We start from the raw sequence: 25,436 nt of genomic DNA, 5'->3' as shown, positions 1-25,436 counted from the left end.
GTGTCAAGCTAAATTGCTAATTTATTTGTCGTATGTTAAAGCACCTGTCGATTAGTGGATTTACTTTGATTGCTCAAGCGGAAGTTCCGTTCCGCGATGGTTTTACTGCGATTACCGGCGAAACCGGTGCCGGAAAATCGGTGCTTTTAAAGGCGCTCCGCATTGTATGCGGCGACAAGGCGCAATCCACCATGGTGCGCACCGGAGAAGAAAAAGCCGTCGTCGAAGCTACATTCGATATTGCGAATGAGCCGCAAGTCAAGAAAGTTCTCGAAGAACTGGAAATTGACAGTGACGACGAATTGATCCTGCGTCGCGAAATTGCCGAAAACGGCAAAAGCAGGGCCAGAGTCAACGGAGCGATTGTAACGCTCCCCGACTTGCAGCGCCTGGGCGAAGAACTGATCCAGATGCATGGTCAAAGCGAGCAGCTTTTGCTGCGCGACATTCGCACGCATACGCAAATGCTCGACGACTTCGCCGGCAACGGCGAACTCACCGCCCAATATGCAAAGGAATGGGCCGCCTGGAATGAAATCCAGGACAAAATCAAAGAAACCGAAGAACGTGCCAAGAACCTGGCCGCCCAAAAGGATTTCTTGAAATTCCAGTTCGACGAACTTTCGAAGGCATCCCTGAAAGAAGGCGAAGAAGAAGCCCTCGAAGAAAAGGTGAACAGCGCAAGCAAGCAGGAAGCCGAAACCCGCTACCTGAACGATATTCAGGGAATGCTCGGTGGTGAAAACGGCCTTTTGGACCAGGTACAGATTTTGCAGGCCAAGTTGCGTTCGCTGGCCACAAAGTTGCCGGATTACGAAGATTACTTGAAGTCGCTTGAAGAAGTGACAGACCCCTACGAAAGCGTTTGCAAGGACCTGCTGCGTTTGCGTCCGTCTGCAGCCATGAGCGCAGCAGACATTGACCGCGCCAATGCCCGCATCGCAGCGATTCAAAAACTCAAGCGCAAGTACCGCACCGATGTTGCGGGCCTGATTGCCTTGACCGAACAACGCAAGGAAGAACTTTCGAGCCTCGAAAACTTGGACGCCGATTTGGAAGAACTTTCCAGACAGTCCAAGAAGGCACACGAAGCACTGCAGGCGACCGCCCTCAAGCTGACCACGTCTCGCCAGAATGCGGCGGCCCGCTACGACAAGGCAGTAAGCGACATCCTGCATACGCTCGGCATGCCGAAGGCGATTTTCGAGACTTCGATTAACATGCAAACTTTGTCGCCGAACGGAGCCGACAAGATTGAATTTACGCTCGCCCCAAACCCCGGCGAAGGTTTCAAGAGCCTGCAAAAAGCGGTTTCGGGCGGCGAACTCAGTCGCGTACTGCTTGCGATCAAGAGCGTGATGGCCGACCTCGACCGCGTGCCCCTCTTGATATTCGACGAAGTGGATTCCGGGATCAGCGGCGAAGTCGGCAACAGCATCGGCGAAGCACTCAAGAATTTGGGCCAGCACCACCAAGTGCTTACGATTACGCACTTGCACCAGGTGGCAAGCCGCGCCAAGAACCAACTTGCTGTCAGCAAGGAAGAAATCGATGGCCGCACCTACACGCACGTGGTCGAACTCGACTACGAAGGCCGCGTAAAGGAAATTTCTCGCATGCTCGGTGGCGAATCTGACACCATCCGCGAACACGCAAGGCAACTATTAGAAGTTTGACAGAGGCTTTATAATGACACAAGAACAGACATCCGATATTAGACTTCGCTCACGCGTTTGGAGTGTTTTAAGAGCGATGGTTTTTATAGCTGTCATTGTCTTTATCTGGATGGGCATGGCCAAGACCGCCACCGCCCTAGTCGCAATCGCCCTGATTATGGGTTGGGTTAATTTGTACCAACTCCGTTCGCAAGAAATTGAAAAGCCTTATTACCGACTTTGGCTGAACGTGATTGACGGATTCCTTTCATTTGCCGTGATGACCAGCATTTTCGTGCGCGACTTATTGCAAAATGACCAAGCCGAAAAGTTACTCGCTGTCGGTTGCGTATTCTTGCTTGCCCGCCTTGTGGCCCACACGCTGTTCAGCCTCGGTGTGCTTCGCGAAGGTAAATCGCTCCCCCGCAAACGCCGCTGGAGCAAGATGTCGAACATCGCGATTACAGTTACTATGGGTGTGTACTTGCTGAATCTCGAAGACTACCAGCAAATTTGCATGGTGACCTCGATTCTCTTGATTATAGCCTCGACCGTTGCCTACGCTTATTGGTATTACCGCGATCCGGCACACCGCAAGCCGCTTTCGATTGCAAGCCAGCTCACGATGAGCCGCATTGTGCTGACGCCGTTCTTCTTGTGGGTTTTCTTCTACGATAACGATCTGGATTACAGCAACAACAGCCTCGTTTTCAAGAGTCTTTCACTGGTGATGGTGCTCGGCTTTATGCTGACCGACTTTTTGGACGGTTATCTCGCCCGCAAACTCGGAGAAGTGAGCACACTTGGTAAGTACCTGGACCCGTTCAGCGACAAAATTTCGAACATGACGATTTTCATGTGCTTTATCGCCACGGGTTATGCTCCGGTGTGGATGGTCGCTCTCATTTACTTCCGCGAATCTAGCGTTGAAACACTCCGTACGCTAGCAGCCAGCGAAGGCCTGATTATGCCGGCACGCCGTAGCGGCAAGTGGAAAACCGCCCTCCAGGGAATCGGCATCGTTGCCATTCTGTTGGGAGCATTGGACCCCATGGGTGCCATTATTCCCAATTACGAGTCATTCTGGGCCATTTTCCCGCAGGCTGTGATGGGCGTCATCACCGCAATTACCATTATTAGCGGTATTGATTATTTCGTCGCCAGCAAGCATATCCTGAAAAAATTCGTGTAAAAAACCCTTGACAGGGCTATAAAAATTTACTATATATGGTGCAACCTCGACGCGGGGTGGAGCAGTTGGTAGCTCGTCGGGCTCATAACCCGAAGGTCGCAGCGTTCAAGTCCTGCCCCCGCTACTAAAAGAAACCCGTCCTTATAAAGGACGGGTTCTTTTTTTATGATTGTCAAAATCTTGACAGTCTTTCTTGCTAAATTTGAGCCGTGGCGTTTTACTCTAACGAAATCATTCAGCAACTCAAGGCCCATGCAGATATTGCATTGGTCATCGAGAATTTTGTTCCGCTGAAACGTTCGGGTAACGGGCGCTATCTTGGCGTCTGCCCTTTCCACGACGACCGCAGTCCTTCGATGAACGTGAACCCTAGCTTGGGCATTTATAAGTGCTTCGCTTGCGGTGCCGCAGGCGATGTATTCAAGTTCGTACAGGAACACGAAAAGCTCGGTTTCAAAGATGCTGTGGAATGGGTGGCAAACTTTACCGGATTCCCGCTTCCTAAACTCGGTGGTCCCGAAAATAACGAGCAAGACGAAGAACGCACGATGGTTCGGCAACTGAACGAACTGGCCTGCGAATGGTTCGAAGAACAGCTTGCTCTTTCGCCCAAAGCCCTGCAATACCTTTCAAGCCGCCACATTACCGACGAAACGCGCAAGAAATTCCACATTGGCTACGCGCCCGATGGTCGCGAAGGATTTATCGGCTATGCCGTAAAGAAAGGCTTTTCTCCCCTGGACTGCGTAAAAGCGGGACTAGCCGTTCAAAGAGACAACGGAGGTGTTTCGGACAAGTTCCGAGACCGCCTGATGATCGCCATCCAGAACCTTACGGGAGCTATCGTCGCATTCGGCGGACGCGACCTGAGCGAGAACAAGGACGTCAAGCGCGCCAAGTACATGAACAGTCCTGAATCGCCCATGTACCATAAGAGCGACATTCTTTACGGTCTTCACCAAAGCCGTCAAAGCATCGCCAAGGAACGCGCCGTCATTGTTGTAGAAGGCTATTTCGATATGATTAGCCTCTTCCAGAGCGGAGTCACCAACGTTGTCGCCGCTTGCGGAACCGCTCTTACCGAAACTCATGCCAGCATTCTCGCCCGCTACGCCGAAAAGGCCTACCTTGTTTTTGACGGCGACGAAGCTGGCAGAAAGGCAACCTTTAACAGTCTCCAGGTGGTGTTACCCAAAGGAATCGCCGCTAGGGTGTTCGCTCTTTCGCGCCCCGATGGAACCAAGATCGACCCGGACAACTTTGTCAATGAACTTGGCGCAGACGCCTTTAGAAGCGCCCTCAAGGGAGCTGAAGACTGGCTTTCGTACCTGATGCGAATTCGCGACATGGAAAGTCCCGAAGACCGCGCCAAGCTGATCAACTTTACCAAGGCGCTGGTCAAAAGCATTCCCGACCACGAACTGAGAAACCAGTATGTAAAGCTGATTTCGGAACGATTCAACACGGACCGTTCGCTGGCACAGGTAAAACCCCTGAAGCCTCAGAAAAATTTCGCAGAACGTCGACAGATGGCTGTAAACGCAGCCGCCCCCGGCGCACCCGAAACGATTCCGCAGCTGGAACAGGAAGCCAGCCTGGACTGGGCCGCCATTCCTCCCATGGAAATCCGTTTTGCGAACTTGATTCTCAGAAATCCCACGCTGATGGACCGTGCGCTGGAATACTTCGACATGGACTGGGCCGCCAGTGGAATCCATATGTTCGAATCTCCGGTCGTTGAAGAATTCGTGAATTCGGCGATTGCCTTGTATGCCGAAACGGGAGCCGTATCGCCACAGTTGCTCTACGACAACGTTTCACCCACGCTGCGACTCTTTTTGGAAGGCCTTTCCGAAGAACAGTGGAAAACGCCGCAAGAAATTATCGAATTCTACCAGACGCTTACTGAATTTTCGAAAAAGCTTTGCGACCGGCAAAAGCACCTGATTCCGCTGACTAGCAACGAAGCGGTTGAAACGCGTATGCAGATGTCCAAGTTTACGCAGGGCATGCAAAAGTTGAACGCCCTGTTCAACGCCGAAAAGATCACCATCGATGCTTTTGCCGACCAGGTGGTACGCAGCAAGGCTCAGCTGATAATGTTCCAGTCGGTGATTCAAGGCGCCCCGATGCCTGCGGCACCAATTTCTACGCCACATTCCGCGCCGAGTGTTGTCGCAGCCCCCATCGCCCCGGCCCCGGTTCAAGCCGCACCCGCACCGCAGAGCCTACAACCGAGTGCCCCTGCATTTGCAGAAAATGTGCCGCAATCCCCTGCAGAATTTGCGTCTGAAAATTATTCCGAAGAGCAAATGCCTGCCGACGAACCGCCCGAGGGCTTTGAGCCCCCACCGCCCGAAGACGACGAAGAATATTCTTACGGCGGCGATGACAACATGGGCAACGACTTTGATGACTTCGGGTAATCCGTTCATCTGATTATAAAAAAAATTGATAAGACACAGGCCGCAAGTTTTTCTAAATTTGAGCCGTAAAAAAAATGTTCTAGCGCAATAGCGCCGGAGGAATTATGCTGTCCATCAAGAACCTGAAAGCTAGTATCGAAGACGGAACCCAAATTTTGAAGGGAATCAACCTGGAAGTCAAACCGGGCGAAGTCCATGCCATTATGGGCCCCAACGGTTCCGGCAAAAGTACGCTTTCGAAGGTGATTGCAGGCCACCCCGCCTACACCGTGAATGACGGTTCCGTGACGCTTGATGGCAAGGATCTGCTCTCGATGGAAATTTGCGACCGCGCGAATTCCGGTCTGTTCATCAGCACGCAGTACCCCACCGAAATTCCGGGCGTGAACAATGTGGAATTCTTGCAGATGGCGCTGAATTCCAAGCGCGCCTACCTGGGGCTTGAACCGCTCGCCGATGCAGACTTCAAGAAGCTCTGCGAAGAAAAGATGGCCATGCTCGAAATGGATGACCGTTACCGCGACCGCGGCGTGAACGACGGCTTTAGCGGTGGCGAAAAGAAGCGCAACGAAATTCTGCAGATGGCTATTTTGGATCCGAAGGTATCGTTCCTCGACGAAACGGACTCGGGCCTCGACATTGACGCTCTCCGCATTGTGGCTCATGGCATCAACCAGATTATGTCGCCCGAGAAGGCGGTGATTCTGGTGACGCACTACCAGAGACTTTTGGACTACATCAAGCCGACTTACGTGCATGTGCTGCGCCACGGCAAGATTATTCTTTCGGGCGGTCCGGAACTCGCCCTCAAGCTCGAAGAACAAGGTTACGACTGGATCGAGGAAAACTAATGGACGCCATTACCCGCATTAAACAATTGGGAATGCCGCGTCGCAATAACGAATTGTGGACGTTTTTCCCGGTCAACAAGATTCAGGCTCCTGAATTTCCGAGTGAATGCACTTGCGATGAAGACTTCGCAAGCGAAGATGACTTTGCCGCCCTTTTGCCCATTGCCTGCAACGCCCGCCAGTTGGTGAAGACGATTGCCGATGGCGAAAACGAAATGGCGATGCTCAAGTGCAACAACGACTTCGGTCGTACCGTTTTGAACATCGGCAAGAACGCAAAGGCGAGCATTGAAATCCTTGACAACAAGGTGATGCATGAAATTTGCGCAGAACGCTTCGATATCAATGTCGCTGAAGGCGCCGAACTCGAAATCTTTTTTGCGAACCCCGCCAACGACTTGCCGCTAACCTTTAGGCATTTCGACATCAAGCAGGACGCAAATTCTACGGTGCATTTTGCGAACGTTTTGCAAGACAGCGGCATTGGCCGCATCAGTGCGCGCGTAGAATTGAACGGCGAAGGCGCGAACTTCGATTACCGCAGCCTGAATATTCTGAAGGGCACAGCCTCTAAGCACCAGCGCCTGACAATTTTGCACAACGCTCCCAGCACGGTGAGCACGCAGTTCGTGCGTAACATTCTCGACGAAAGCGCTTATGCCAGCTACGACGGCCAGGTGGTCGTGGGCAACAACTGCAGCCAGGTGAATTCGAGCCAGCTGGTGAATACGATTCTTTTGAGCGACGGCCCGAGCGTTTCGGTGAAGCCGGTGCTCAAGATTTACCACGACGATGTGGAATGTACGCACGGCAATACCGTGGGCGAACTCGACAAGGATCAGATGTTCTATTTGACGAGCCGCGGAATTCCGGCCGATAAGGCCCGCGAAATGCTCACTAAGGCATTCGCGAAGGAATTGTTCCTGGAATTGCCCGATGGGGCCGCGAAGAAACGGCTGATGCAGGCGCTCTAGCGGGAGTATACGGTCAGGACGTCGGGCCCGAGCATGAAGGATTCGCGGGCGACGAGGGCCGTCGGCAACTCAGGATAAGTAAGGCCGTCGGCGCCGCTGGATTCAAGCGCACGGTCGACCGCAGGATCGGAAGATTGCCACAAATCGAGGCGGTTCCAGAGACCGCATTTAAAGATTTCATCAGCAAGGCGTGCACCGGGTTCTACCATCAGGCGGTGCATGCCGCGAGCGGAGAGATTCGCATGCATTTCGTGCCAGTTGGCAACAAAAGAGGCGTTACTTAAAGCGACCACTTCAACAGCCGGCGCCTCACCCACATTCTTCTTTTCAAGCGCGGGCTGCGGCACACAAGTAAAGACGATGGGCGCTTTGCCCTTTTCTACAGGCGCTTGGAAAACGCGCAGATTTTCAACCTCGGCGGCGGTAAATTCATGATGCCCCGCCCAAATGATTTTGACGGGATTGTTCCCTTGAGCAAGGCGTACATCGAGCGAGGGGTTATCGGCAAGTACGGTACCTGCTCCCACGAGAATCGCGTCGCTCATGGCTCGAAGTTCATGGTTCCAGCAGTTGGCTCCTTGACCGGTGATTTTAAGCGGGGCATGCGAGCCGTCAGGCTGGCATGCGCCCATAAAGCCTTCTTGCGAAATGGCTGACTTAATTTCGACAAAGGTTGTCTTATTGCGAACATAGAAATCGTAGGCTTCGAAGAAGCGTTCGATTTCGTGAAAGAGCATACGGGCTTCGGCAAGTGCCTCGGCGCGAGTCTCAGGCTCCCCCATGGCAGCTGAATTTCCAGAAAGCACTTTGCAGCCGTCATGAGAACAAGAATCGTCCCAGCCGCTTTCAACAATCGCACGCTCGCAAGCATCCTGACCTTCGAAGACCTTGATTCCAGCTTCTTCGAGAATGCTACGGCTCTTGCCGCGTACCAGCGGATTCGGGTCGGCGTGAGCGAAGTAGACTTCCTTGATGCCGGCCTCGATGATAGCCTTGGTGCAAGGGGGCGTGCGGCCATAATGACAGCAAGGTTCCAGCGTCACGTATATGGCCGCCCCGCGGGCGAGTTCGCCCGCGTCACGCAGCGCCATTACCTCGGCATGAGCATTCCCCGGGCGCTGTGTACGCCCCTTCCCGACGACGATGCCATCGCGAACGACGACGGCACCCACGGCAGGATTCGGCCGACTGATGCCGACAGAAAAGAGGGAATTCTCAAATGCTAGTTGCAGGTAATTCATTTTCAGGATGCTGATTCAAGAAGCTGATTCCGACCTTCGTCGGAATGACTCAACAGACTACTTCTGCGGGAAGGCGAGGTAACCGCCGAGAACGTTATACACGCGGGTATAACCCTGGCTCAACAAGTAGTTGGTTGCGGCTTCGCTGCGACGGCCGGAACGGCAATAGATCAGCAAGTCCTTGTCTTTCGGAAGTTCGGCCAAGCGATCCTTCAATTCGCCAAGAGGAACATTCTTTGCTTCCGGGGCATAGCCTTCATTCAATTCCGGCGGATTACGGACATCCACAAAAATGGCACCGTTCTTGTTCATTTCAAGAGCCTTGTCCCAGTCAATGGACTGCATTGCCGGACGTTCTTCAGCCGGAGCCTGCTTTGCAACAGCCTGTTCAGCAACAGGAGCGGGCTGAGCCTGAACCTGGGCCTGTTCTTCCTTCTTTCCTTCGCAAGCGACAAACACGAGCAGCGAAGCAACAGCAAGCAACATCAATTTTTTCATTTTTTCTCCATTGTTAGATTTTTTACGGAACTAAAGTCATTTTCATCCAGCTGCAAATACACGCCCAAAACGCGGTAAGTGTAGCCATCAGGGCGCTTCAAGGGCACCGCATTGAACCACAGCAAACGCTTTCCTACTCCAAAGGGACCTTTCCAAGACTTGGAAAGCCCTTTTTCGAACACTTCCGAAAGAACGCCATGGAACAGCGAGAAATAACGCGGGCGAACCACTTCGAGCAGGCGCTTGCCTTCGATTTCTTCAGGAATCGGACTTCCAAAGGCAAGCGAAAAGGCCTGGTTACAGCCACAAATCTTGTATTCACGGTCGATCCAGAACAGACGAATATCCGGGAATGCCAACGCAGCCACCTGGGTCGACTCGCTCATAGCCGACGTTTCCACGACCGGGGTTTCTAGCTGCAAGTCCAGCCTACGGGCAGAACCGCGGAACACGATCTTTGCGTTTTCTTCGGTATAAAGGCGACCGCAAAACGCATACCAGTCCAGCTTGCCGTTTTCACCTTCCAGGCGCAGTCTCACGCCGCGCGTTTCACTAAAATCCTGGCCCTTGGCGCGGAATTCCACAATACGGGCATTCAAATGCTTGTCGAAAAAGGCGTAATCTTCTTCAGGCATCATGGCACGAATATCCTGAACCCCCTGGGTTCTGGGAATCGCACGGCCTTCGTCATCTACAAGGGGGGTCAAGAAGGTGAACTTACGGGAGTCCACATCCATCGACCACAGAAAATCGCCAGTGTTCTGGAGCAACATGTCGACTTTTTCCTTCAACTCATCGCGCTGCGTACGGGATTCCACATCCAAGGTCACATTCTTCAGCAAAAGGACCATGTGGACATCACCTTCCTGCTTTTGTCGGGCACGGATTTCGTACCAGTTCAAGCCATCGCCCGCATCTTGAGAAAAAACGAAGGGAATATCAGGATAGGCATCCAAGCCTCTAATGTATTCCGAGAAACGCTTGTACTCCGGCGCCGAAAAGACCTTCTTGAAGGACTTCTTGCGCATAATCAGGTTATAAAGGGGATCCGAAATATAAGAGGGGGAAGCGTCAATCAGTCGGCCTTCTTTAGAAATAATGGCCAGAAAATCACTCAGGAATCCAGAAAAATTGGAATAGATTTTCTGCTTGTGAAGCAGGTCCCTAATCAAAAGGACCGAAATCACAAACGCCGTTGTCACGAGGAAACAGACAAAAGAAAGCGCGATTAAAAGACCTACAGATACCTGCATATCTATAATATAGTCTTTTTTCGGATTGTCTTAGATGCTGTAAACCCAAACCAATCCCATAAGGGGTAAGCATCGCCATAAGCCCCCGAAAGAGACCACCCCCCAACCGAAACAACTAGCGAAACCGAAAGGGCAAACTCCGGGAAACGATAAGCGGATATTACGGACAAATGCGAAAATTTCAAGTAGTTCCCGACATCAACGGAATTTCCATCATATTCCACGAACGCCCCGAAAGTTTCGCCATCAAACCGAAGGGACACTCCATAATCCACCTGGAAAACCGAACCGGAATTGACCAGGGAAATCAATCCGGAAAGAGCCAGAGGCCTTTTCACAATCGCAAGCCCCGCCTTATAGCGGTTCAAGGTCCAGCATTCTTCGCCAGGAAGCCAATCCACCGAAACGCCATAACCCGCTCCCCCCATCAACCAGAAACGGGTCAACGAAAGATCCACCTCGGAATATACCCGCCTATAAAGAGAATCCATTTCTGTATAGGAACTGGAAACCGCAAGTCGACTTTTCGCCAAACCGATTTCGACCGCAGCCCCCGCCACTTGAATATCGGCCCCAGGCATTCGGGCGTAGGCCACCCCAAATCCGGCAGCGGCCCCCTCTTCCAAGTAGCGAACCGGAGTTGACTTATACCCGGGCAAACCCGAAAGAGCAAGGGAACCTCCGGGATTTTGGACAAATTCTCCGGGAAAGTCCATCGCACAGACAAGGCTCGCAAGCCAAACAAAGACAAGAATCGCTCTTCGCATACTACGGCCTCAACAAGAATCCCACCAACTTTTCATAGCGCCCGGAAGAAAGCGAGATATAGGCTACGCCTATATCAAAATGTTGGAGTGGTATATTCAGCCAAGCATTGGAATAGGGAGGCACAACCGTTTTCCATTGTTCCCGACCAGCCGAATCCAGCAATTTCAGCTCCACCGACTGTTCGCTTTCTACATAAACCCGCAAGGGCGTCTTATTCAGCCGCACCACCCGAGTCGACAACTTGAAGGTAAAGGGAGCATTCCGAGATTCGGTTCCGGCCCCGTGAGACCCCCGACTATCCAGCGTCTTCTGGAAACCCGGCGTATTTTCGGCCCTGCCGGTACGTGGATTGAACCCCGCGGGGCAGGTAACCGTCGACTTGTCCCATGCCACACTGTCAATGACGGAATCCCCCTTGCAAATGGCAAGAGAGCCAGCCGTATTGTTCAAGTACCCCATGGCATACTGGATCAGCCGCACATCCTTGAACCCGATGTACTCCCGCAAAAGGAGCGTATCCCTGGAAAAAAGCACCGTTTCGTATGGGGCAATGGAGTCGCGGCCGCGGGTCTTGCCCACGCTCCAGTTCTTGCTCCGGTTGCAAAAACGGTATTCTTCTATGGGCAGCGGTCTGCCCGACGCATTGTAGACTTCCACCCATTCGGGCTCCGGTTCTGCAGGGCAATGATGGATTTCAGTAAAATAAAGCTCCGGTACCTCGGCGCAAAACGCGAAGCCACAAAAGCAGAGAAGAACGCCCATAAGGCGCCCCGAGCGATTTTCCTTATTTGACATGATGACCCCCTAAGGGGTTGCTGCCCTTAGCCAGTCAAAGCCGGCGCCATATTTTAGGGGCAGGGCGTTACCCGGAACCGTTAGTCGACGGTATATCCGTTGGGCAACATATAGGCAAGCGGGTTCACAGGGCTGTTGCGGACCCAGACCTCGTAATGGAGGTGCGGACCCACGGAGCGGCCGGTGTTACCCATATAACCAATCACCTGGTAGCGATGCAAGTACTGACCCGGATGCACAATGGACAACTGCATATGGCCAAAGCGGGTCTTGATGCCGTTTCCGTGGTCAATCGTTACAAAGTTACCGAAGGTCGAACTCAATTGGGCGACTTCCACCACACCATCGGCGGGGGCGTAAATCGGAGTCCAGCGTTCGTTTGCGATATCCACACCCTGGTGCATTTTGCCGACTTCACCCGTGACCGGATGGATACGGGGGCCAAATGCCGAGGCATAACGGCCGTTTGTCGGAGAAATGGACGGAATAAAGCGCCACATGTAGTGCTTTTGATCCATGAACTTGTTCAGAGTACGGAAAGAGGAATCGTTGTTCGCAAGCTTGCCCTGAATGCGCTGAGCGGTTTCATTCAAGATGGACATGCGTTCATAGACCGGGGAGGTCTTGCGCAACAAAAGCGAGTTCGGACTTACAGAACCACCCGTACCGAGTTCACGGGACTCTTTATCCTGCACAGGCAGTCCAAAGCTTGCATACAAGCGGTTTTCGTCCGAGAAGAAAGAAGCCGTGGTGTTGGACAGGTAATCGAGGGTTCCCTGAATCTGGGACATTTCCTTGTCGAGCTTATGACGCTCGTTCAACTGGTGGTTCAGGATCCCGTCATAAATGGTGGTCGAAACCATCTGGATGACAAACAACACTACACCGATGAAGACAAAGATCCTAAGCACGGGCCATGCCTTAAACAAGAACACCGGCATGTGGACGGTCATGGACTTCGAGGAATTCTGGAAGTGTATGGTTGTCTTATAAAAATTCACGAGCGGAAAGATAGCAAAAAGGTCTCAGATGGCAATGTAAAATAGTGTGATGAGGCACACTCAACGGCCTTCCTGCTCCAAAATCGCCATTTTTAGCCCAAAATCGCAAAATTTCTCGCTCGGGCGAAAGTAAAAAGTAACATTACAGAAAGTGTAAACAGGGCTGTTTTTACACTTCGTTATCAATGTCGATAAAGGTGGCCGGGATACCCAGTTCGGCCTGAATTTTGGCAGCCAGCGCCCGAACGCCGAAGATTTCGGTACGGTGGTGGCCGCAGCTGATCAAGTTGAAGCCAAGCTCTTCGCAGGCGATGGGAACGGCTTCCTTGATTTCGCCGGTGACGAAGGCATCGCAGCCGAGAGCCATCGCTTCTTCAATGGCAGGGGCTCCTGCCGAACCGCTGCAGACTGCCAACTTTTTAATGGAAGGTTTCCCGTACATCAGGGCATGCTGTACGCCGTGTTCGAACACGGCTTTTGCCTGGTCCACGAAATTTTGACTCGATACAGGTTCGGCAAACTCCCCCACGACCCCGATGGTACGCTCCCCTTCGCGGAGGAACCCTTCCACATTCTGGAGCCCAAAGGCATTCGCAATCAAGATGTTATTCCCCACTTCCATGTGGCCGTCCAGCGGCAGGTGGAAGCCGTAAAGGGAAATCCCGTTTTGCATGAGGCGGCGCATTCTTTCGCCGAACTTGCCCACCAGCCTGCAGTTTTCACCCTTCCAGAAGCCGTTCGGGTGGTGGACAATGATGCAGTCGGCCTTATTTTCAATGGCGGCATCAATGAGGCGGTCACGGAAAGAGACTCCCGTGACGATCCGCGTAACCTTGTCGGAGGCTTCGACGCAAAGACCGTCAACGCAGTAATCCTTGAACATTTTCGGTTCAAGCAGGTTATCAAGCCATGTCGAGAATTCGGAAATTTGCATCGGGCACCTCATTGGGAAATTCTTCTTGAAATATAATTATATAGTCTGCATTAGAGTCGGCCGAAGCGTCCCTTCAGTTTTTTCAGAGCATCGTCTTCGATGATTTCTTCGGAATCGTCACCTTTTCGCTTGAATTTGAGGATTTCGAAGTCTTCGAGCAGGGCGCAGGCCTGTAGGTACAGTTCCGGGAATTCCTCTTCGTCAGGCGACAGCCGCTCTATCTTAGAAAGGATTTCGCGGGCATTTTTAAGCTCATGGTCCTTCATGAAACGGGCCTTGAGGAAGGGGCGGAACTTTTCACGGAGCGTGCGCACCGACAGTTCGGGCCTTGAGGGCGGAATCATATCGCCCAGAACGCAAAGGCGTTCAAACAGGGTCGTCTCCTTGTCGGAAGTATAGAGGGCAACGATTTTACTGATAGACTTGTGGTTCGCCGTGATGACACCGAGGGCGTCGCGGGCATGGTCGCCCCCTTGGCGCATGGCAACCGAGAATTCGCGGAGAATGTCCCAGAAAGCGACAAAGGATTCGGCGCCGAGCAGGGACGACTCATAAGTCGCCCGTACCAGGGCGAGGCGCACTTCGTCATCTTCGCTGCGGGAAGACACCGCCAAATTCTTGAAATCGTTGATTTTCTTGCCGCGGGAGAATTCGAGGCCCGAAAAACGCACGCAGCGGTTCGCATCCAATTTGTCTGCTGCGAGAGACTTGAGCACCCAAGCCTTCAGGGCCGTCTTGAACCCGTCAGCATAAAGTCCGCCGGTTTCGAGCAGGTTCAGTCGATCAGTAATGAGCGTATCAGGCTCGGCCGGAACCTCGGCCCTCTTGCGGAAACTTTGCCAGAAGGCGGATTCTGCCGAAGTCATGAGGGCGGATTCGCCGAGACGCCAGCCGAAACGCATTTCGTCTAAAGCAAAATCAATGCCAAAAGTCACCACCACCGGGCGAACCGCGGCAAACAAATTGAAGCTCCCCCACTCGGGATTGAGTTCGACGGCAAATTTTTCCGGGAAACCCTGCTTGAAAATCTTGGCGTGCAGGCGCAGGTGATTTTCCTTGTCGGGCGTGACCGTCGGAATATCGCAATCCAGCTGCTTGATACCGGCAAAAACTTCGTACAGGAGCAGGAGCGGAGCCTTGTGCGGATTCGCCTTCAGTTTGTCGCAGAAGGCGTCATCAATAAAGGTTCGGCGATTTTCGAGTTGCTTCTTGGCGGCCTTGGGCATTTCGCGGATAATCGATTCGGCCATCCATTCGCGCCATTGGTGAATCGAAAGGGCTAGTTTCGCAGGCGTCAGCTGCGGGAGCAAGTCGTAAGGCAGTTCCAAGGTGATGCCGTCGTATTCCTTGGTGGCATCGAAGACCATCTCACCCACGACCATGCGACTGGAGCCGTCAAGCCCTTCGACACGGAACTGTTCTATAGAACCGCCGAGGGATGGGGTTTGAGGTTTGAGGGCAGAGCGTTGCGCCTTTGAGCTCTCGGGCAAGACAATCTTATTGAAGCCCTTCTCGCCATTCGTCTGTAGGGCAGCGCCCGTTTTCTCGTCTAATTGATCCAGCCAGAACTTGGCGTCGAATTTCAGGAACTGGTCGGTATGTTCGGCAATATAGTCGCGGAGGGTCTTGATGGAATTCACCCGCGGAGCGATGCGCACATAATAATCTACCAGGGCGTCTTCGCTGGGAGCAAGGCCAAATTGACGTTTGCGGGCTTCGAGGCCATGCAGGTCTTCGACCACACGGTCATTCTGCTTCATGAAGGGGAACGGACGGGCCATTTGCCCGAGCACCACCGCCTCGCGCCAGAAGATTTCGGCACATTCGTCCGGATTCACGCGGGCGTAATCCACCCGGTGACCGCGACTGATGACGAGCCCCCTGAAGCTCACTTCTTCCACCGCTTCTACAAAACCGCGCTCCTGGTTCCACATCGGCGAATACCAACGGCGGGTACAGAACGGTTCCGCCACTTGCATAATCCATTCGGGCTTAATTTCGGCACCTTTATTCAGGAAGATGCGACTCGTTTCGCGAACTTCGGCGCTAAAGAGCCATTCCACACTCTTGCCGTACAAATCGCTGCCGGGGAACACGTGCGTTTCGCGACCGCTCACCAGTCGGTAGCAGCCGTTTTCGATATCGCGGCGGGCAATACCACCTAAAAATCCCGAAAGAAGCGCAATGTGCAAGTTATCCGCATGGAAACTGTCGAGCGGGCACACTCGATTTTCATATTTCACGTCGAGAATGCGGCCAAATTGTTCGTAAAGGTCAATCCATTCGCGACAACGCAAGAAATGCATGCTGAACTTGTCACAGAATTTGCGAAGCTTGTTCCAGGATTTGCCATCCCATTCGGCGCAGAAGGCATTCCACATACTTACAAAAGTCAGAAAATCGCTCTTGTGGCCCGCAAACTTGCGGTGCAACTGGCGGATTCGGGTGCGTTCCGGCTCTTCGCCGGGGACAACGCGCGGGTCCTGAATGCTAAGGGCCGAGCAGACGATGAGCGCCGGCTGCAAAACGCCGGATTCTCGGGCCCGCAAAAGCACTGCCGAAAGCGAAACGTCCATCGGAAGCCGAGTCATTTCGCGGCCAAGCTTAGTCACATGACCGCTGGAATTATCCGCAGTCAACGCGCCGAGTTCAAAAAGCGTCTTGTAGGCGCCACGGAAAGCCGAATGCGGCGGCGATTGCAGGAACGGAAAATTTTCCAGTTCAAGCCCGAGGCTACGCAATTGCAAAACGACGTTCGCGAGATTACTACGCCGGATTTCCGGCTCCGTAAACTCGTCACGTTTTTCGAAATCTTCGGGTGAATAAAGTCGAATACATACGCCAGGCTTGACGCGCCCCGCGCGCCCTGTGCGCTGCCGGGCACTCGCCTTCGAAATTTCTTCGACCGGGAGCCCCTGGATTCTCGACTGCGCATTGTATCGCGAGATGCGGGCCATGCCCGTATCGACCACGTACGCGATTCCCGGAATCGTGAGTGAAGTTTCAGCAATGTTTGTCGCAAGCACCACGCGAGTCTTGCCCGAATTCTTGAAAATGCGGCGTTGTTCTTCGGGACTCATGCGCCCAAAAAGCGGGAGCACATCGAAAGTCGCGCTATCGAGTTCGTGCGCAAGTTCCCCCGCTAAATCCTGAATATCGCGCTCGGTCGGCAAAAAACAAAGCAAATGGTCGCGGTGGCGGGATTCCAAATCGAGAATCGCGTCGCGGGCTTCTTCAATCAAGCCCGAGTCGCCCTTGCCCGAAATATCGCGACCGAGCACGCCACCGTCGGCATCAAAATAATACTCGATGTCGACCGGGTACATGCGGCCCTCGGCTTCGAGCACGCAGCTGTTGTCGTAAAATTCTTCGAAAAGCTTGGCATCGAGCGTTGCCGAGGCCACAATCAGTTTGAATTCGGGGCGCGCCTGCAAAACCGTCTTGAAAATGCCCAGCAAGATGTCGATATTCAACGAGCGTTCATGCGCTTCGTCAATCACGACCGCCGAATATTGGCGGAAAAGTCTATCGCGGCGGAATTCCTGCAGCAGGATACCGTCGGTCATCACCTTGATGGGTGCATCGCTCTGCCCCTGCTCCCAGAAACGAATCTTGGTGCTGACGAGAGTTTCATCCTTCAGTTCTTCACGCAGGCGGTCTGCGATCGAGATAGCCGCCAAACGCCTCGGCTCCGTGACACCGATCTTGAAGCCCGGCGCATCCTCTCGTCTCTCGTCTTTCGTCTCTCGTCTGTCAAACCACTCTAACAAAAATTTCGGGAGCTGCGTCGACTTTCCGGAACCGGTGTCTGCCTTGAGAATCACCACCTGATGCTTTTCGAGCATCTCAAAAAATTCTTCCCGATGTTCAACGACGGGAAGGTCTGGGTATGTGATTTTCAAGTCGGTTATTTGCATTCTGGTTATGAGGTCGCAGCTACGCTGCTTTCGGCTATGGGCTCGGTCGCCAAAGGCTCCCTTTGAGGTTTAAAATAATTTCTGTATGATTCGCCCAGAGCGAAGCGACCTCATTGCTCAAAGCGACGATAAGGAGCGTGCTCACTCCTTTATGTGTCCGCACTTGTCGCAGGTCAGCTTGTAGCTGTTATCGGGATCAACGACCATCACGCCGTCACATTCCGGCACTTCGCACGGGAGCTCGCCCGGCATGACTTCGCGGTAAGTTTTCTTTTCTTCCATCGTTAGCCTCCGATTTCCTTGAGGTAGCGAGCGAGGGCATCTTGCCACGTCGGGAGCGGTTTGAAACCGTTTGCAACGAGTTTGCTCTTGTCGAGGCGGCTGTTGAACGGGCGCGCGGCCTTGCTCAAGCCATATTCGGCTGTGGTTACCGGCAACACCTTGGTAGAGAGACCTGCCTGCTTGTAAATTTCGCAAGTAAAGTCATACCAGCTAATGAATCCGCCTTCGTTGGTGGCATGGTAATAGCCGTACTTTTCGGTTTCGTTCATGTCGATGAGCAAACGCGAAAGGTCGAGCGTATAGGTCGGCGTGCCAATTTGGTCATTCACCACGCGCACGGTATCGTGAGTCTTACCCACGTTCAGCATGGTCTTGATAAAATTCTTGCCATTCAGGCCGAACACCCAAGCGATTCGCACGATGAAGTACTTATCAAGCGTATTGGCGACGGCGAGTTCGCCTTCGAGTTTGGTCTGGCCGTAAACGTTGAGAGGTTTGTAATCCTTGCAGTCGGGCAGCCAGGGTTCCGTGCCCTGACCGTTGAACACGTAGTCGGTGCTGATGTAGGTCATCTTGCAGCCGAGCTTTTTGCAGGCGTTGGCGATGTTCTGGGTACCGCCGGCGTTGACCGCGCGAACCTTCGCCACGTTGGCATCGTCTTCGGCCATATCGACTGCAGTCCATGCGGCGCAGTGAATCACTGCATCGGGCTTGATTTCAGAAAGAGCCTTGTCGACCGCGGCAGAATCTGTAATGTCGAGCTGCACATACGGCATGGTCGTGACGGCAGAACCGTCGGCGACACCGCTATAGGCAGGCGCCATGTCGGAACCAACGCCCGTGTGGCCGCGCTTTGCAAGTTCATTCATTACATCATGGCCCAGCTGGCCACCAACACCTGTCACAAAGAATTTCATACGTATAAACCTCGGGGAGAAATATAGTATTTATGAAATGCTGATGCTGACTTTCGTCAGCATGACAGTAAGCAAACAATGCTGATGCTGACTTTCGTCAGCATGACAGTAGGCAAACGATGCCGATGCTGAGTGTCCTCAGCATGACAAAAAACACCCCGCATTCGCGGGGCGCCTTTCATCCACAATATAGGAGCATTTGGATGTTAAGTATTAGCGAGTCACACGCACCTGAGTCAGCTTGCTACCCTGCTTGACCATGTAGACACCGGTCTGCTGGAACTTAGCAAAGAGAGCGTCAGCGATGGAAGCACCAGCGGCAACTTCAACCTTGCCGAGCGCGCGACCCTGCATGTCAAACACCTGGTAGGTCTTTCCAGCAGCGTTCAAGCGAAGATCGGCTGCGATAGCCAGCGGTTCACCACCTTCCTTGCTGAACTTCACGTAGTCAACGTTGGTGTTGTCGTTGGCAATCGTGATGCGAAGAACATGCTGACCCTTGGTGAGCGTAGCCTTACCGGTAGCGTCTTCATAGGCATCCCAATCGTTGCTTGTACCCGTGAAGGAGAGCGAAGCTATCTGCTTGCCATCGATAGCGAGGTTCAACTTGCCAGCACCGGAACCATTCGAAACAGAAGCCACAATATCGTATTCGCCATCTTCAGCAACATTCACAGTATATTCCATCCACTGGTCAGCAGTCGTGTAACCGAGAACCTTGCCAGTACCGCTAGAAACAATACCGATATTGCTGTAATCAGAGCCACGATAGGATGCATCAATGCCTTCTGCAGTGCTCGGAACACTAGAGCCACCGTAAGTAGAATCCTGGTTACCTTCGTCAAAGTTTTCGGCTTCGATGGTGCCCGGAATAGAAGCCGGGGTACCACCAAACGCCTTGCGTTCGATCGGCTTCGGCGGTTCAGGCGGAACATAGGAACCCACATAAACCCTAGCATGCGGGAAGTCCATGTGACCGCTGCGAACTTCACCATTCACGTTACCAGCTTCACCGAGCACCTTGGCTTCGTAAAGCTTACCCATGGTCAGGCCCATCTTTTCCCACTGTCTCATGTGTTCGGAAATATTGATGGTACCGCAATCGCGCGGAGAAGTACGCACGCTGAAATACTGATAGAACGTGACGTTACCGGAGTTCTTAATAGCCGGACCCGTACGAGTGTTACGATAAACCGTATAGGTACCGCCGTCAACATTAATAGTACCCTTTCTTTCGTTACCAATCCAGCTACCCGGCATATCATTGGCGAGGGTATTGTCAATCACGTAGTATTCCACCAACTGGCTAGCCGTTCCGGGAACGCCTTCCATCCAGCCGTAAATACCGATGTAGGAATAACCCACATTCTGTGCATTGTTCTTGATGAGCTTAAATTCGGCAATCATGTCACCATCAAGCTGATCGTAGGTCTTGTTACTGCCGAGGGAAAGACCCGCGCGGCAGAGATAGTCCTTAGCACCGGAAATGTTACATTCCATGGAACCGTCGCTATAGAAGGTTGCATCACCACCATAGCCGTTTTCGTCCCAAAGTTCGTAACCGATATCACCGATTTGACCGGTCTTGTTCGAAGAGACCTTCACAGACTGACCCGAGTGTGCAGCGGTGCTGCAGAAACTTTCAGTCTGTGCGAAAGCACTGGTTGCAAGCCCAAAGGCAAGCACCAAGCCCGTTTTAACTAAAAGATTGGTTTTCATAATATACTCCTTAAGAAAATCCCGTTTTACCTCTACTCCAAAGTTATATCCATTTAGTCCAATTTGGAATAGCCCCCATATAAATGGCGTTGTTGTAAAAAACAACACCGAATTCACAATTTTTACACAAAAAAGCCCTTTTTCAAGGTTAAAAGCCAAATTTTCTATCGCAAAAAAACGCCCCACAACATCGTGTGAGGCGCCTTTTTCCACAAAATTTGGAGTATTTTCCGGGATTTTCCTGAAAATTGTGGAAACTCTTAGCGGTTGACCCTAACCGTGTTCAAGTAATTACCCTGCTTGACCATGTACACACCCGGCTTGTGGAACTTGGCGAACAGCACATCCTTCATATTGCTGCCGGCCTGCATTTCCACGGTACCCAGGTAACGGCCCTGCATATCGAGCACCTGGAAAGAGCCACTCATGAGCTGCATTCTCGGGATTTCCGTAAGAATTGCATCGGTGCTGCTACTGCTACGGTCTCCAAAACTATGATGTCCCGAGGAACTGGACTTCTTTTCGTCCTTGCTGGAGCTGGACTTCGGAGTTTCAGAAGAACTAGATTCAGCCGGAGTTTCAAGAGGATGCTTCTTGTCGGTCATCCTGAAGTAAGAAACGTCGAAGGAACCCGAACCGCCGCCGGCTTCAACGAGCACCTTGGCTTCATACATCTTACCCATCTTCATACCGAGTTCTTCCCACTTCTTGAAGTGAGCCGTGATGTCGATATGGCCGCAAGAACGAGCACTCTTACGAACGCTGAAGAACTGCGGGAAAGTCTGATCCCCCTTAATGGAGGGCTTGTTTACACGAGTGTTCTGCCAAATTTCGTAGGTATCACCGTCAACCGTGAATTCACCCTTTCTCTGGCCAAGGAGGTTTGCACCCGGCTTATTGAACCAGTCATCCACGATGTAGTATTCTACGAGCGGATCAACCGTCCAACCATAGATACCGATATAGTTATAACCACCGGCGCTACCCTGCTTGCTCCAGTTGAAGTAAGCATCAATAGGACCGAGGTCACTGTAAGACTTGTCTTCGTTGTACTTGAAGCCAACGCGAGCAAGGAAGTCGTTAGTGCCGTTCCAGCTGGCCTTGTACGTACCGTTGTCATAGAAGGTCATGGAGTTGTTGCCACCCTGGTACCAGATTTCATAGTGGTAAGGAGAGCTACCGACATTACCCGTCACACTGGAGTTGTTTTGACCCTGAGTCGTCTTGCTAGAGCCTTCGTGACCCATCTTATCCTTACAGGCGTCAATTGTGCCCGAAACATTCGAGCCTCCGTTAGAAGAACTGGACTTTGCAACCGCAGTCGAAGAACTTGACTTGGCAACAGAAGCACTGGACTTCGGTGTATCACCGTTAGAAATATACACCTTGGCATGCGGGAAATCCATATGGCCGCCATTAACCTGACCATTGACGTTGCCAGCTTCACCAAGTACCTTGGCTTCGTAGAGCTTACCCATGGTCATGCCCATCTTTTCCCACTGTCTCATGTGCTCGGAAATATTGATGGTACCACAATCGCGCGGTTTGTCGCGGACGCTGAAATACTGATAGAACTGCACGTTGCCGGAGGTCTTAATTGCAGGACCGGTACGAGTATTACGATAAACGGTATAGGTACCACCATCAACCGTAATGGTCCCTTTTCTTTCATTACCAATCCAGCTACCCGGCATGTCATTGGCGAGAGTATTGTCAATCACATAGTATTCAACCAGGTTGCTCGGAGCACCGGAAACTTGTTCCATCCAGCCATAAATGCCGATATAGGAGTAACCCACATTACTCGCACCGCTCTTCACAAGCTTGAACTCGGCAATCATATCGCCACCAAGTTCCTTGTAAGTCTTGTTACTGCCAAGAGAAAGGCCCGCACGGCAAAGATAGTCCTTGGCTCCCGTGATAGTGCAGTCCATGGAACCGTCGCTATAGAAAGTTGCACTACCGCCATGACCGTTTTCGTCCCAGAGCTCGTAACCGATATCGCCGATTTTACCAGTCTGGTTCGAGGTAATCGTCACTTTCTGACCGGAATGTTGAGCATTGCTACAGAAATCCTGAGCAAAAGCCCCTGAAGTTGCACACAAAGTCAAAGCCACCCCGACTTTGACACCCGATTTGAATGGAATTTTCATTTTAGACTCCTATCAAAATATTCCCTAGGATTAAAATTATATCCATACAAAACGATTCAGACTTTATATATAAGAAATGCCGTTGTTCCGAGAAACAACGGCAAAAGATTTACAAAATGCCGAATCCGGCGTAATTTAGCGGAATTTGAAGCTATTCTTCGTCAGAAGAAGGAACTCCAATCTGCTGTTCCGGCTTGTCTTCGATCTTTTCGACAGAATCGTCATCAACTTCGACGCCTTCCACCTTGTCGAAGGTTTCCTTCGCCTCGGCGCTATCCTGTTCGATATCTTCGACACTCGGAAGTGCGGTAGCATCTTGCACAACATCGCCTTCGCGCAGGCTAATCGCCTTGACGCCCTGGGCGTTACGGCCCGTGAGGCGGATATCGGCGGCCTTGATACGAATCACCTGGCCTTCGCGGCTGGTAATGATCAAGTCGTAGTCGTCAGCGACGCTTTCCACGAACACGGCGGCGCCCACCTTGTCGGTCACATTCAAGTTGCGCACGCCCTTGCTACCGCGGCGAGTAATGCGGTAGGTAGAAGGTTCGCTGCGCTTGCCGTAGCCGTTTTCGGTAATGGTCACAATCTTGTTGCCGGCCTTGAGCCACAACAGAGAAATCACTTCGTCGCCTTCGGCCAAGGTAATGCCCTTCACGCCGTGCGTGCCGCGGCCCATGGCGCGGAAGCAGCTGATCGGGAAGGTCACGGCCTGACCGTTCTTGGTCGCAAGCATCAGCAAGTCCTTCGGAATCGGACGACCTTCGATATCTTCGGCGTCTTCGGATTCCTCGGCGATGGCGGCCTCGGCAGCCTGTGTTTCGGCTTCGGCATCTACTTCGTCGCCTTCGGCGGCTTCGCTAGCCTTGAAGTCTTCGGCAGACATACCCACGAGCTGGACCTTCACCAATTCATCGTCTTCGTCGAGGCTGATGGCGTTCACGCCGGCCTTACGCGGGCGGCTGAACAACGTGAGGTCCATCTTGTTGATGACACCCTTCTTGGTTGCAAATACGAGGCAGAAGTAGCCACCGAACTTACGCACCGGCACAATCGCCTGCACCTTTTCGCCTTCGGTAAGACCGATGAAGTTGATAATCGGGCGGCCCTTGCCGTTGCGAGTGCCTTCGGGCAAGCGGTAAACCTTGGTCCAGTAAGCACGACCCTTGTTCGTGAACACCAGCAAGTAGCTGTGCGTGCTTGCGGTAAAGATCTGTTCGACGTTGTCTTCTTCCTTGAGAGTAGCACCGATAATGCCCTTGCCGCCACGGTTCTGAGCCTTGAAGGTATCGATCGGCAAACGCTTGATGTAGCCTTCGCGGCTGAGCGTAATCACCTGTTCTTCTTCGGCAATCAGGTCTTCGTAATCGTAGTCATCGACAGCGTCTTCGATAGAAGTACGGCGGTCATCGCCACACTTGTCCACGATGGCATCGAGGCGGTCGAGCATGATCTTCACGCGGCGTTCGCGCTTTTCCAAAATATCCTTCAAGTCGGCAACGGTTGCAACGAGTTCGTTGTATTCGTTTTCCAACTTTTCCAAGTTCAAGCCCGTGAGCTGAGCAAGACGCATGTCCACGATAGCCTGGGACTGAATGTCGTCCAGGTTGAAGCGATCCTGCAAAGCAGTCTTTGCGGCTTCGGTCGTCGGGCTCGACTTGATAATCTGCACCACTTCGTCGATATTCTGCGTTGCAATGCGCAGGCCTTCGATAATGTGGAGGCGAGCTTCGGCCTTGTTCAAGTCAAACTGCGTAGAACGCGTAATCACTTCCAAGCGGTGATCCACGTAAACCTGGATGAGGTCCTTGAGGGTCAGGAGCTTCGGCAGGTTGTTGACGAGAGCGAGGTTATAGATGCTGAACGTCGTCTGCAGCTGTGTATTTTTGAACAAATTATTCAATACGACTTCGGCGACCACATCCTTGCGCATTTCAATCACGATGCGCATACCTTCGCGGCTAGATTCATCGCGGATGTCGGTAATGCCGTCGACGCGCTTGTCCTTCACGAGTTCTGCAATCTTCTTACAGAGTTCGGCCTTGTTGACCATGTAAGGAATTTCAGAGACCAAGATGCGCGGTTTGCCACGGCTATCTACATCGATTTCAGTGCGGGCACGCACACGCACGCGGCCATGACCCGTGAGGTATGCATCACGGATGCCAGCGCGGCCACAAATCACGCCGCCGGTCGGGAAGTCCGGACCGGACACATACTGCAAAAGGTCTTCGCCGGAGATATCCGGATTTTCAGCCACTGCATGGATTGCATTTGCAATTTCGCGGAGGTTGTGCGGAGCCATCGAGGTCGCCATACCCACGGCAATACCGGTAGTACCGTTCACCAGCATGTTCGGGAGAGCGGAAGGCAGCACCTTCGGTTCTTCCAAAGATTCGTCGAAGTTCGGACCCATGTCGACGGTATCTTTTTCAAGATCTTCGAGCATGAGGGCACCCATGTTGTTCATCTTGGCTTCGGTATAACGCATTGCAGCAGCGCCGTCGCCGTCGATAGAACCGAAGTTACCCTGACCGAACACCAGCGGGTAGCGCAGCGAGAAGTCCTGCGCCATACGCACCAAGGTTTCGTACACGGCAGAGTCGCCATGCGGGTGGTATTTACCGATCACGTCACCCACGATACGGGCAGACTTCACCGTCGGCTTGTTGGGCACCACGCCCAACTTGTGCATACTGTACATCACACGGCGGTGCACCGGCTTAAAGCCATCACGCGCATCAGGCAAGGCACGCGCAACAATCACGCTCATGGAATAGCGCAAGTAGCAATCCTGCATGTCCTTTTCAATCAAGGACCTGATTTGCGAACCTGGTACCAATTCTTCTGACATTCTTTT

The 25,436-nt window shown here is 52.6% G+C and carries 16 protein-coding genes, 1 tRNA gene and 2 pseudogenes; 6 read left to right on the top strand and 13 right to left on the bottom strand.

Annotation, left to right across the window (positions count from 1 at the left end; translation table 11 throughout):
• Nucleotides 1–32: 32 nt before the first annotated feature.
• The 6 genes from recN to BUA40_RS06165 all read left to right on the top strand — a co-directional run bounded on the left by recN (nucleotide 33) and on the right by BUA40_RS06165 (nucleotide 7,098).
• Nucleotides 33–1,676: a DNA repair protein RecN gene (recN, locus tag BUA40_RS06190; protein WP_072799577.1), complete on the top strand. Its 1,644-nt coding sequence runs from the start codon at nucleotides 33–35 to the stop codon at nucleotides 1,674–1,676.
• Nucleotides 1,677–1,752: 76 nt separating this feature from the next.
• Nucleotides 1,753–2,847, top strand: coding sequence for a CDP-diacylglycerol--glycerol-3-phosphate 3-phosphatidyltransferase (pgsA, locus tag BUA40_RS06185; protein ID WP_255369229.1), 1,095 nt, complete (start codon nucleotides 1,753–1,755; stop codon nucleotides 2,845–2,847).
• A gap of 50 nt (nucleotides 2,848–2,897) precedes the next feature.
• A tRNA-Met gene (locus BUA40_RS06180) sits at nucleotides 2,898–2,971 on the top strand.
• Nucleotides 2,972–3,056: 85 nt separating this feature from the next.
• The gene (gene dnaG, locus BUA40_RS06175; RefSeq protein ID WP_072799573.1) at nucleotides 3,057–5,273 is read left to right on the top strand and encodes a DNA primase; all 2,217 of its coding nucleotides are present in this window, start codon (nucleotides 3,057–3,059) and stop codon (nucleotides 5,271–5,273) included.
• 104 nt (nucleotides 5,274–5,377) lie between these two features.
• A complete protein-coding gene (sufC, locus tag BUA40_RS06170) occupies nucleotides 5,378–6,124 on the top strand; it encodes a Fe-S cluster assembly ATPase SufC (protein WP_072799571.1) in 747 nt (248 codons plus the stop codon).
• On the top strand, nucleotides 6,124–7,098 hold the full coding sequence (locus tag BUA40_RS06165; RefSeq protein ID WP_072799569.1) for a SufD family Fe-S cluster assembly protein: 975 nt from the start codon (nucleotides 6,124–6,126) through the stop codon (nucleotides 7,096–7,098). Before sufC ends, BUA40_RS06165 begins: the two co-directional genes overlap by 1 nt.
• Here the strand turns inward: BUA40_RS06165 and BUA40_RS06160 are convergent.
• The 13 genes and pseudogenes from BUA40_RS06160 to gyrA all read right to left on the bottom strand — a co-directional run bounded on the left by BUA40_RS06160 (nucleotide 7,095) and on the right by gyrA (nucleotide 25,430).
• On the bottom strand, nucleotides 7,095–8,339 hold the full coding sequence (locus BUA40_RS06160; protein WP_072799567.1) for a bifunctional diaminohydroxyphosphoribosylaminopyrimidine deaminase/5-amino-6-(5-phosphoribosylamino)uracil reductase: 1,245 nt from the start codon (nucleotides 8,337–8,339) through the stop codon (nucleotides 7,095–7,097). The two genes, BUA40_RS06165 and BUA40_RS06160, sit on opposite strands and share 4 nt — an antisense overlap.
• Nucleotides 8,340–8,396: 57 nt before the next feature.
• On the bottom strand, nucleotides 8,397–8,837 hold the full coding sequence (locus tag BUA40_RS06155; protein WP_072799565.1) for a rhodanese-like domain-containing protein: 441 nt from the start codon (nucleotides 8,835–8,837) through the stop codon (nucleotides 8,397–8,399).
• Nucleotides 8,834–10,090 carry a PAS domain-containing protein gene (locus tag BUA40_RS06150; protein ID WP_072799563.1) on the bottom strand — a complete coding sequence of 419 codons (1,257 nt, stop codon included), beginning with the start codon at nucleotides 10,088–10,090 and terminating at the stop codon, nucleotides 8,834–8,836. The genes BUA40_RS06155 and BUA40_RS06150 overlap by 4 nt, the downstream gene beginning before the upstream one ends.
• Before the next feature lie 2 nt (nucleotides 10,091–10,092).
• Nucleotides 10,093–10,857, bottom strand: coding sequence for a hypothetical protein (locus BUA40_RS06145; protein WP_072799561.1), 765 nt, complete (start codon nucleotides 10,855–10,857; stop codon nucleotides 10,093–10,095).
• A gap of 1 nt (nucleotide 10,858) precedes the next feature.
• Nucleotides 10,859–11,653 (bottom strand): lamin tail domain-containing protein, encoded by a 795-nt coding sequence (locus BUA40_RS06140; RefSeq protein WP_143149712.1) that lies wholly within the window; start codon nucleotides 11,651–11,653, stop codon nucleotides 10,859–10,861.
• 80 nt (nucleotides 11,654–11,733) lie between these two features.
• Entirely contained in the window at nucleotides 11,734–12,654 is a 921-nt protein-coding gene (locus BUA40_RS06135) for a M23 family metallopeptidase (protein WP_072799557.1), read from the bottom strand.
• A 169-nt stretch (nucleotides 12,655–12,823) separates the two neighbouring features.
• Nucleotides 12,824–13,588 carry a Nif3-like dinuclear metal center hexameric protein gene (locus BUA40_RS06130; protein ID WP_072799555.1) on the bottom strand — a complete coding sequence of 255 codons (765 nt, stop codon included), beginning with the start codon at nucleotides 13,586–13,588 and terminating at the stop codon, nucleotides 12,824–12,826.
• 50 nt (nucleotides 13,589–13,638) lie between these two features.
• Nucleotides 13,639–17,526 (bottom strand): annotated as a pseudogene (gene hrpA, locus BUA40_RS06125) (ATP-dependent RNA helicase HrpA); the annotation flags it as partial.
• 120 nt (nucleotides 17,527–17,646) lie between these two features.
• Nucleotides 17,647–17,787 carry a hypothetical protein gene (locus tag BUA40_RS14550; protein WP_012820363.1) on the bottom strand — a complete coding sequence of 47 codons (141 nt, stop codon included), beginning with the start codon at nucleotides 17,785–17,787 and terminating at the stop codon, nucleotides 17,647–17,649.
• A 2-nt stretch (nucleotides 17,788–17,789) separates the two neighbouring features.
• Nucleotides 17,790–18,704, bottom strand: a complete 915-nt coding sequence (rfbD, locus tag BUA40_RS06120; protein ID WP_072799551.1) for a dTDP-4-dehydrorhamnose reductase — start codon at nucleotides 18,702–18,704, stop codon at nucleotides 17,790–17,792.
• Nucleotides 18,705–19,145: 441 nt separating this feature from the next.
• Nucleotides 19,146–20,423, bottom strand: a pseudogene (locus tag BUA40_RS14900) (glycoside hydrolase family 11 protein); the annotation flags it as partial.
• A 260-nt stretch (nucleotides 20,424–20,683) separates the two neighbouring features.
• Nucleotides 20,684–22,576, bottom strand: coding sequence for a glycoside hydrolase family 11 protein (locus BUA40_RS06105; protein WP_072799549.1), 1,893 nt, complete (start codon nucleotides 22,574–22,576; stop codon nucleotides 20,684–20,686).
• A 151-nt stretch (nucleotides 22,577–22,727) separates the two neighbouring features.
• Nucleotides 22,728–25,430 carry a DNA gyrase subunit A gene (gene gyrA / locus BUA40_RS06100; protein WP_072799547.1) on the bottom strand — a complete coding sequence of 901 codons (2,703 nt, stop codon included), beginning with the start codon at nucleotides 25,428–25,430 and terminating at the stop codon, nucleotides 22,728–22,730.
• Nucleotides 25,431–25,436 lie beyond the last annotated feature (6 nt).

Origin of the sequence: Fibrobacter sp. UWT2, from assembly GCF_900142545.1 — a bacterium.
GTDB lineage: Bacteria > Fibrobacterota > Fibrobacteria > Fibrobacterales > Fibrobacteraceae > Fibrobacter.
The sequence above is the reverse complement of the archived record's forward strand: the minus strand, read 5'-3'. Positions and strand labels throughout refer to the sequence as shown.

What these genes read in the sequence shown, in the direction of transcription:
- gyrA (WP_072799547.1), bottom strand. Translation starts at nt 25,430, where the DNA reads ATGTCAGAAGAATTGGTACCAGGTTCGCAAATCAGGTCCTTGATTGAA.
- BUA40_RS14550 (WP_012820363.1), bottom strand. Translation starts at nt 17,787, where the DNA reads ATGGAAGAAAAGAAAACTTACCGCGAAGTCATGCCGGGCGAGCTCCCG.
- pgsA (WP_255369229.1), top strand. Translation starts at nt 1,753, where the DNA reads ATGGTTTTTATAGCTGTCATTGTCTTTATCTGGATGGGCATGGCCAAG.
- BUA40_RS06160 (WP_072799567.1), bottom strand. Translation starts at nt 8,339, where the DNA reads ATGAATTACCTGCAACTAGCATTTGAGAATTCCCTCTTTTCTGTCGGC.
- BUA40_RS06130 (WP_072799555.1), bottom strand. Translation starts at nt 13,588, where the DNA reads ATGCAAATTTCCGAATTCTCGACATGGCTTGATAACCTGCTTGAACCG.
- BUA40_RS06140 (WP_143149712.1), bottom strand. Translation starts at nt 11,653, where the DNA reads ATGTCAAATAAGGAAAATCGCTCGGGGCGCCTTATGGGCGTTCTTCTC.
- recN (WP_072799577.1), top strand. Translation starts at nt 33, where the DNA reads ATGTTAAAGCACCTGTCGATTAGTGGATTTACTTTGATTGCTCAAGCG.
- sufC (WP_072799571.1), top strand. Translation starts at nt 5,378, where the DNA reads ATGCTGTCCATCAAGAACCTGAAAGCTAGTATCGAAGACGGAACCCAA.
- BUA40_RS06165 (WP_072799569.1), top strand. Translation starts at nt 6,124, where the DNA reads ATGGACGCCATTACCCGCATTAAACAATTGGGAATGCCGCGTCGCAAT.
- rfbD (WP_072799551.1), bottom strand. Translation starts at nt 18,704, where the DNA reads ATGAAATTCTTTGTGACAGGTGTTGGTGGCCAGCTGGGCCATGATGTA.
- BUA40_RS06105 (WP_072799549.1), bottom strand. Translation starts at nt 22,576, where the DNA reads ATGAAAATTCCATTCAAATCGGGTGTCAAAGTCGGGGTGGCTTTGACT.
- BUA40_RS06150 (WP_072799563.1), bottom strand. Translation starts at nt 10,090, where the DNA reads ATGCAGGTATCTGTAGGTCTTTTAATCGCGCTTTCTTTTGTCTGTTTC.
- BUA40_RS06145 (WP_072799561.1), bottom strand. Translation starts at nt 10,857, where the DNA reads ATGCGAAGAGCGATTCTTGTCTTTGTTTGGCTTGCGAGCCTTGTCTGT.
- BUA40_RS06155 (WP_072799565.1), bottom strand. Translation starts at nt 8,837, where the DNA reads ATGAAAAAATTGATGTTGCTTGCTGTTGCTTCGCTGCTCGTGTTTGTC.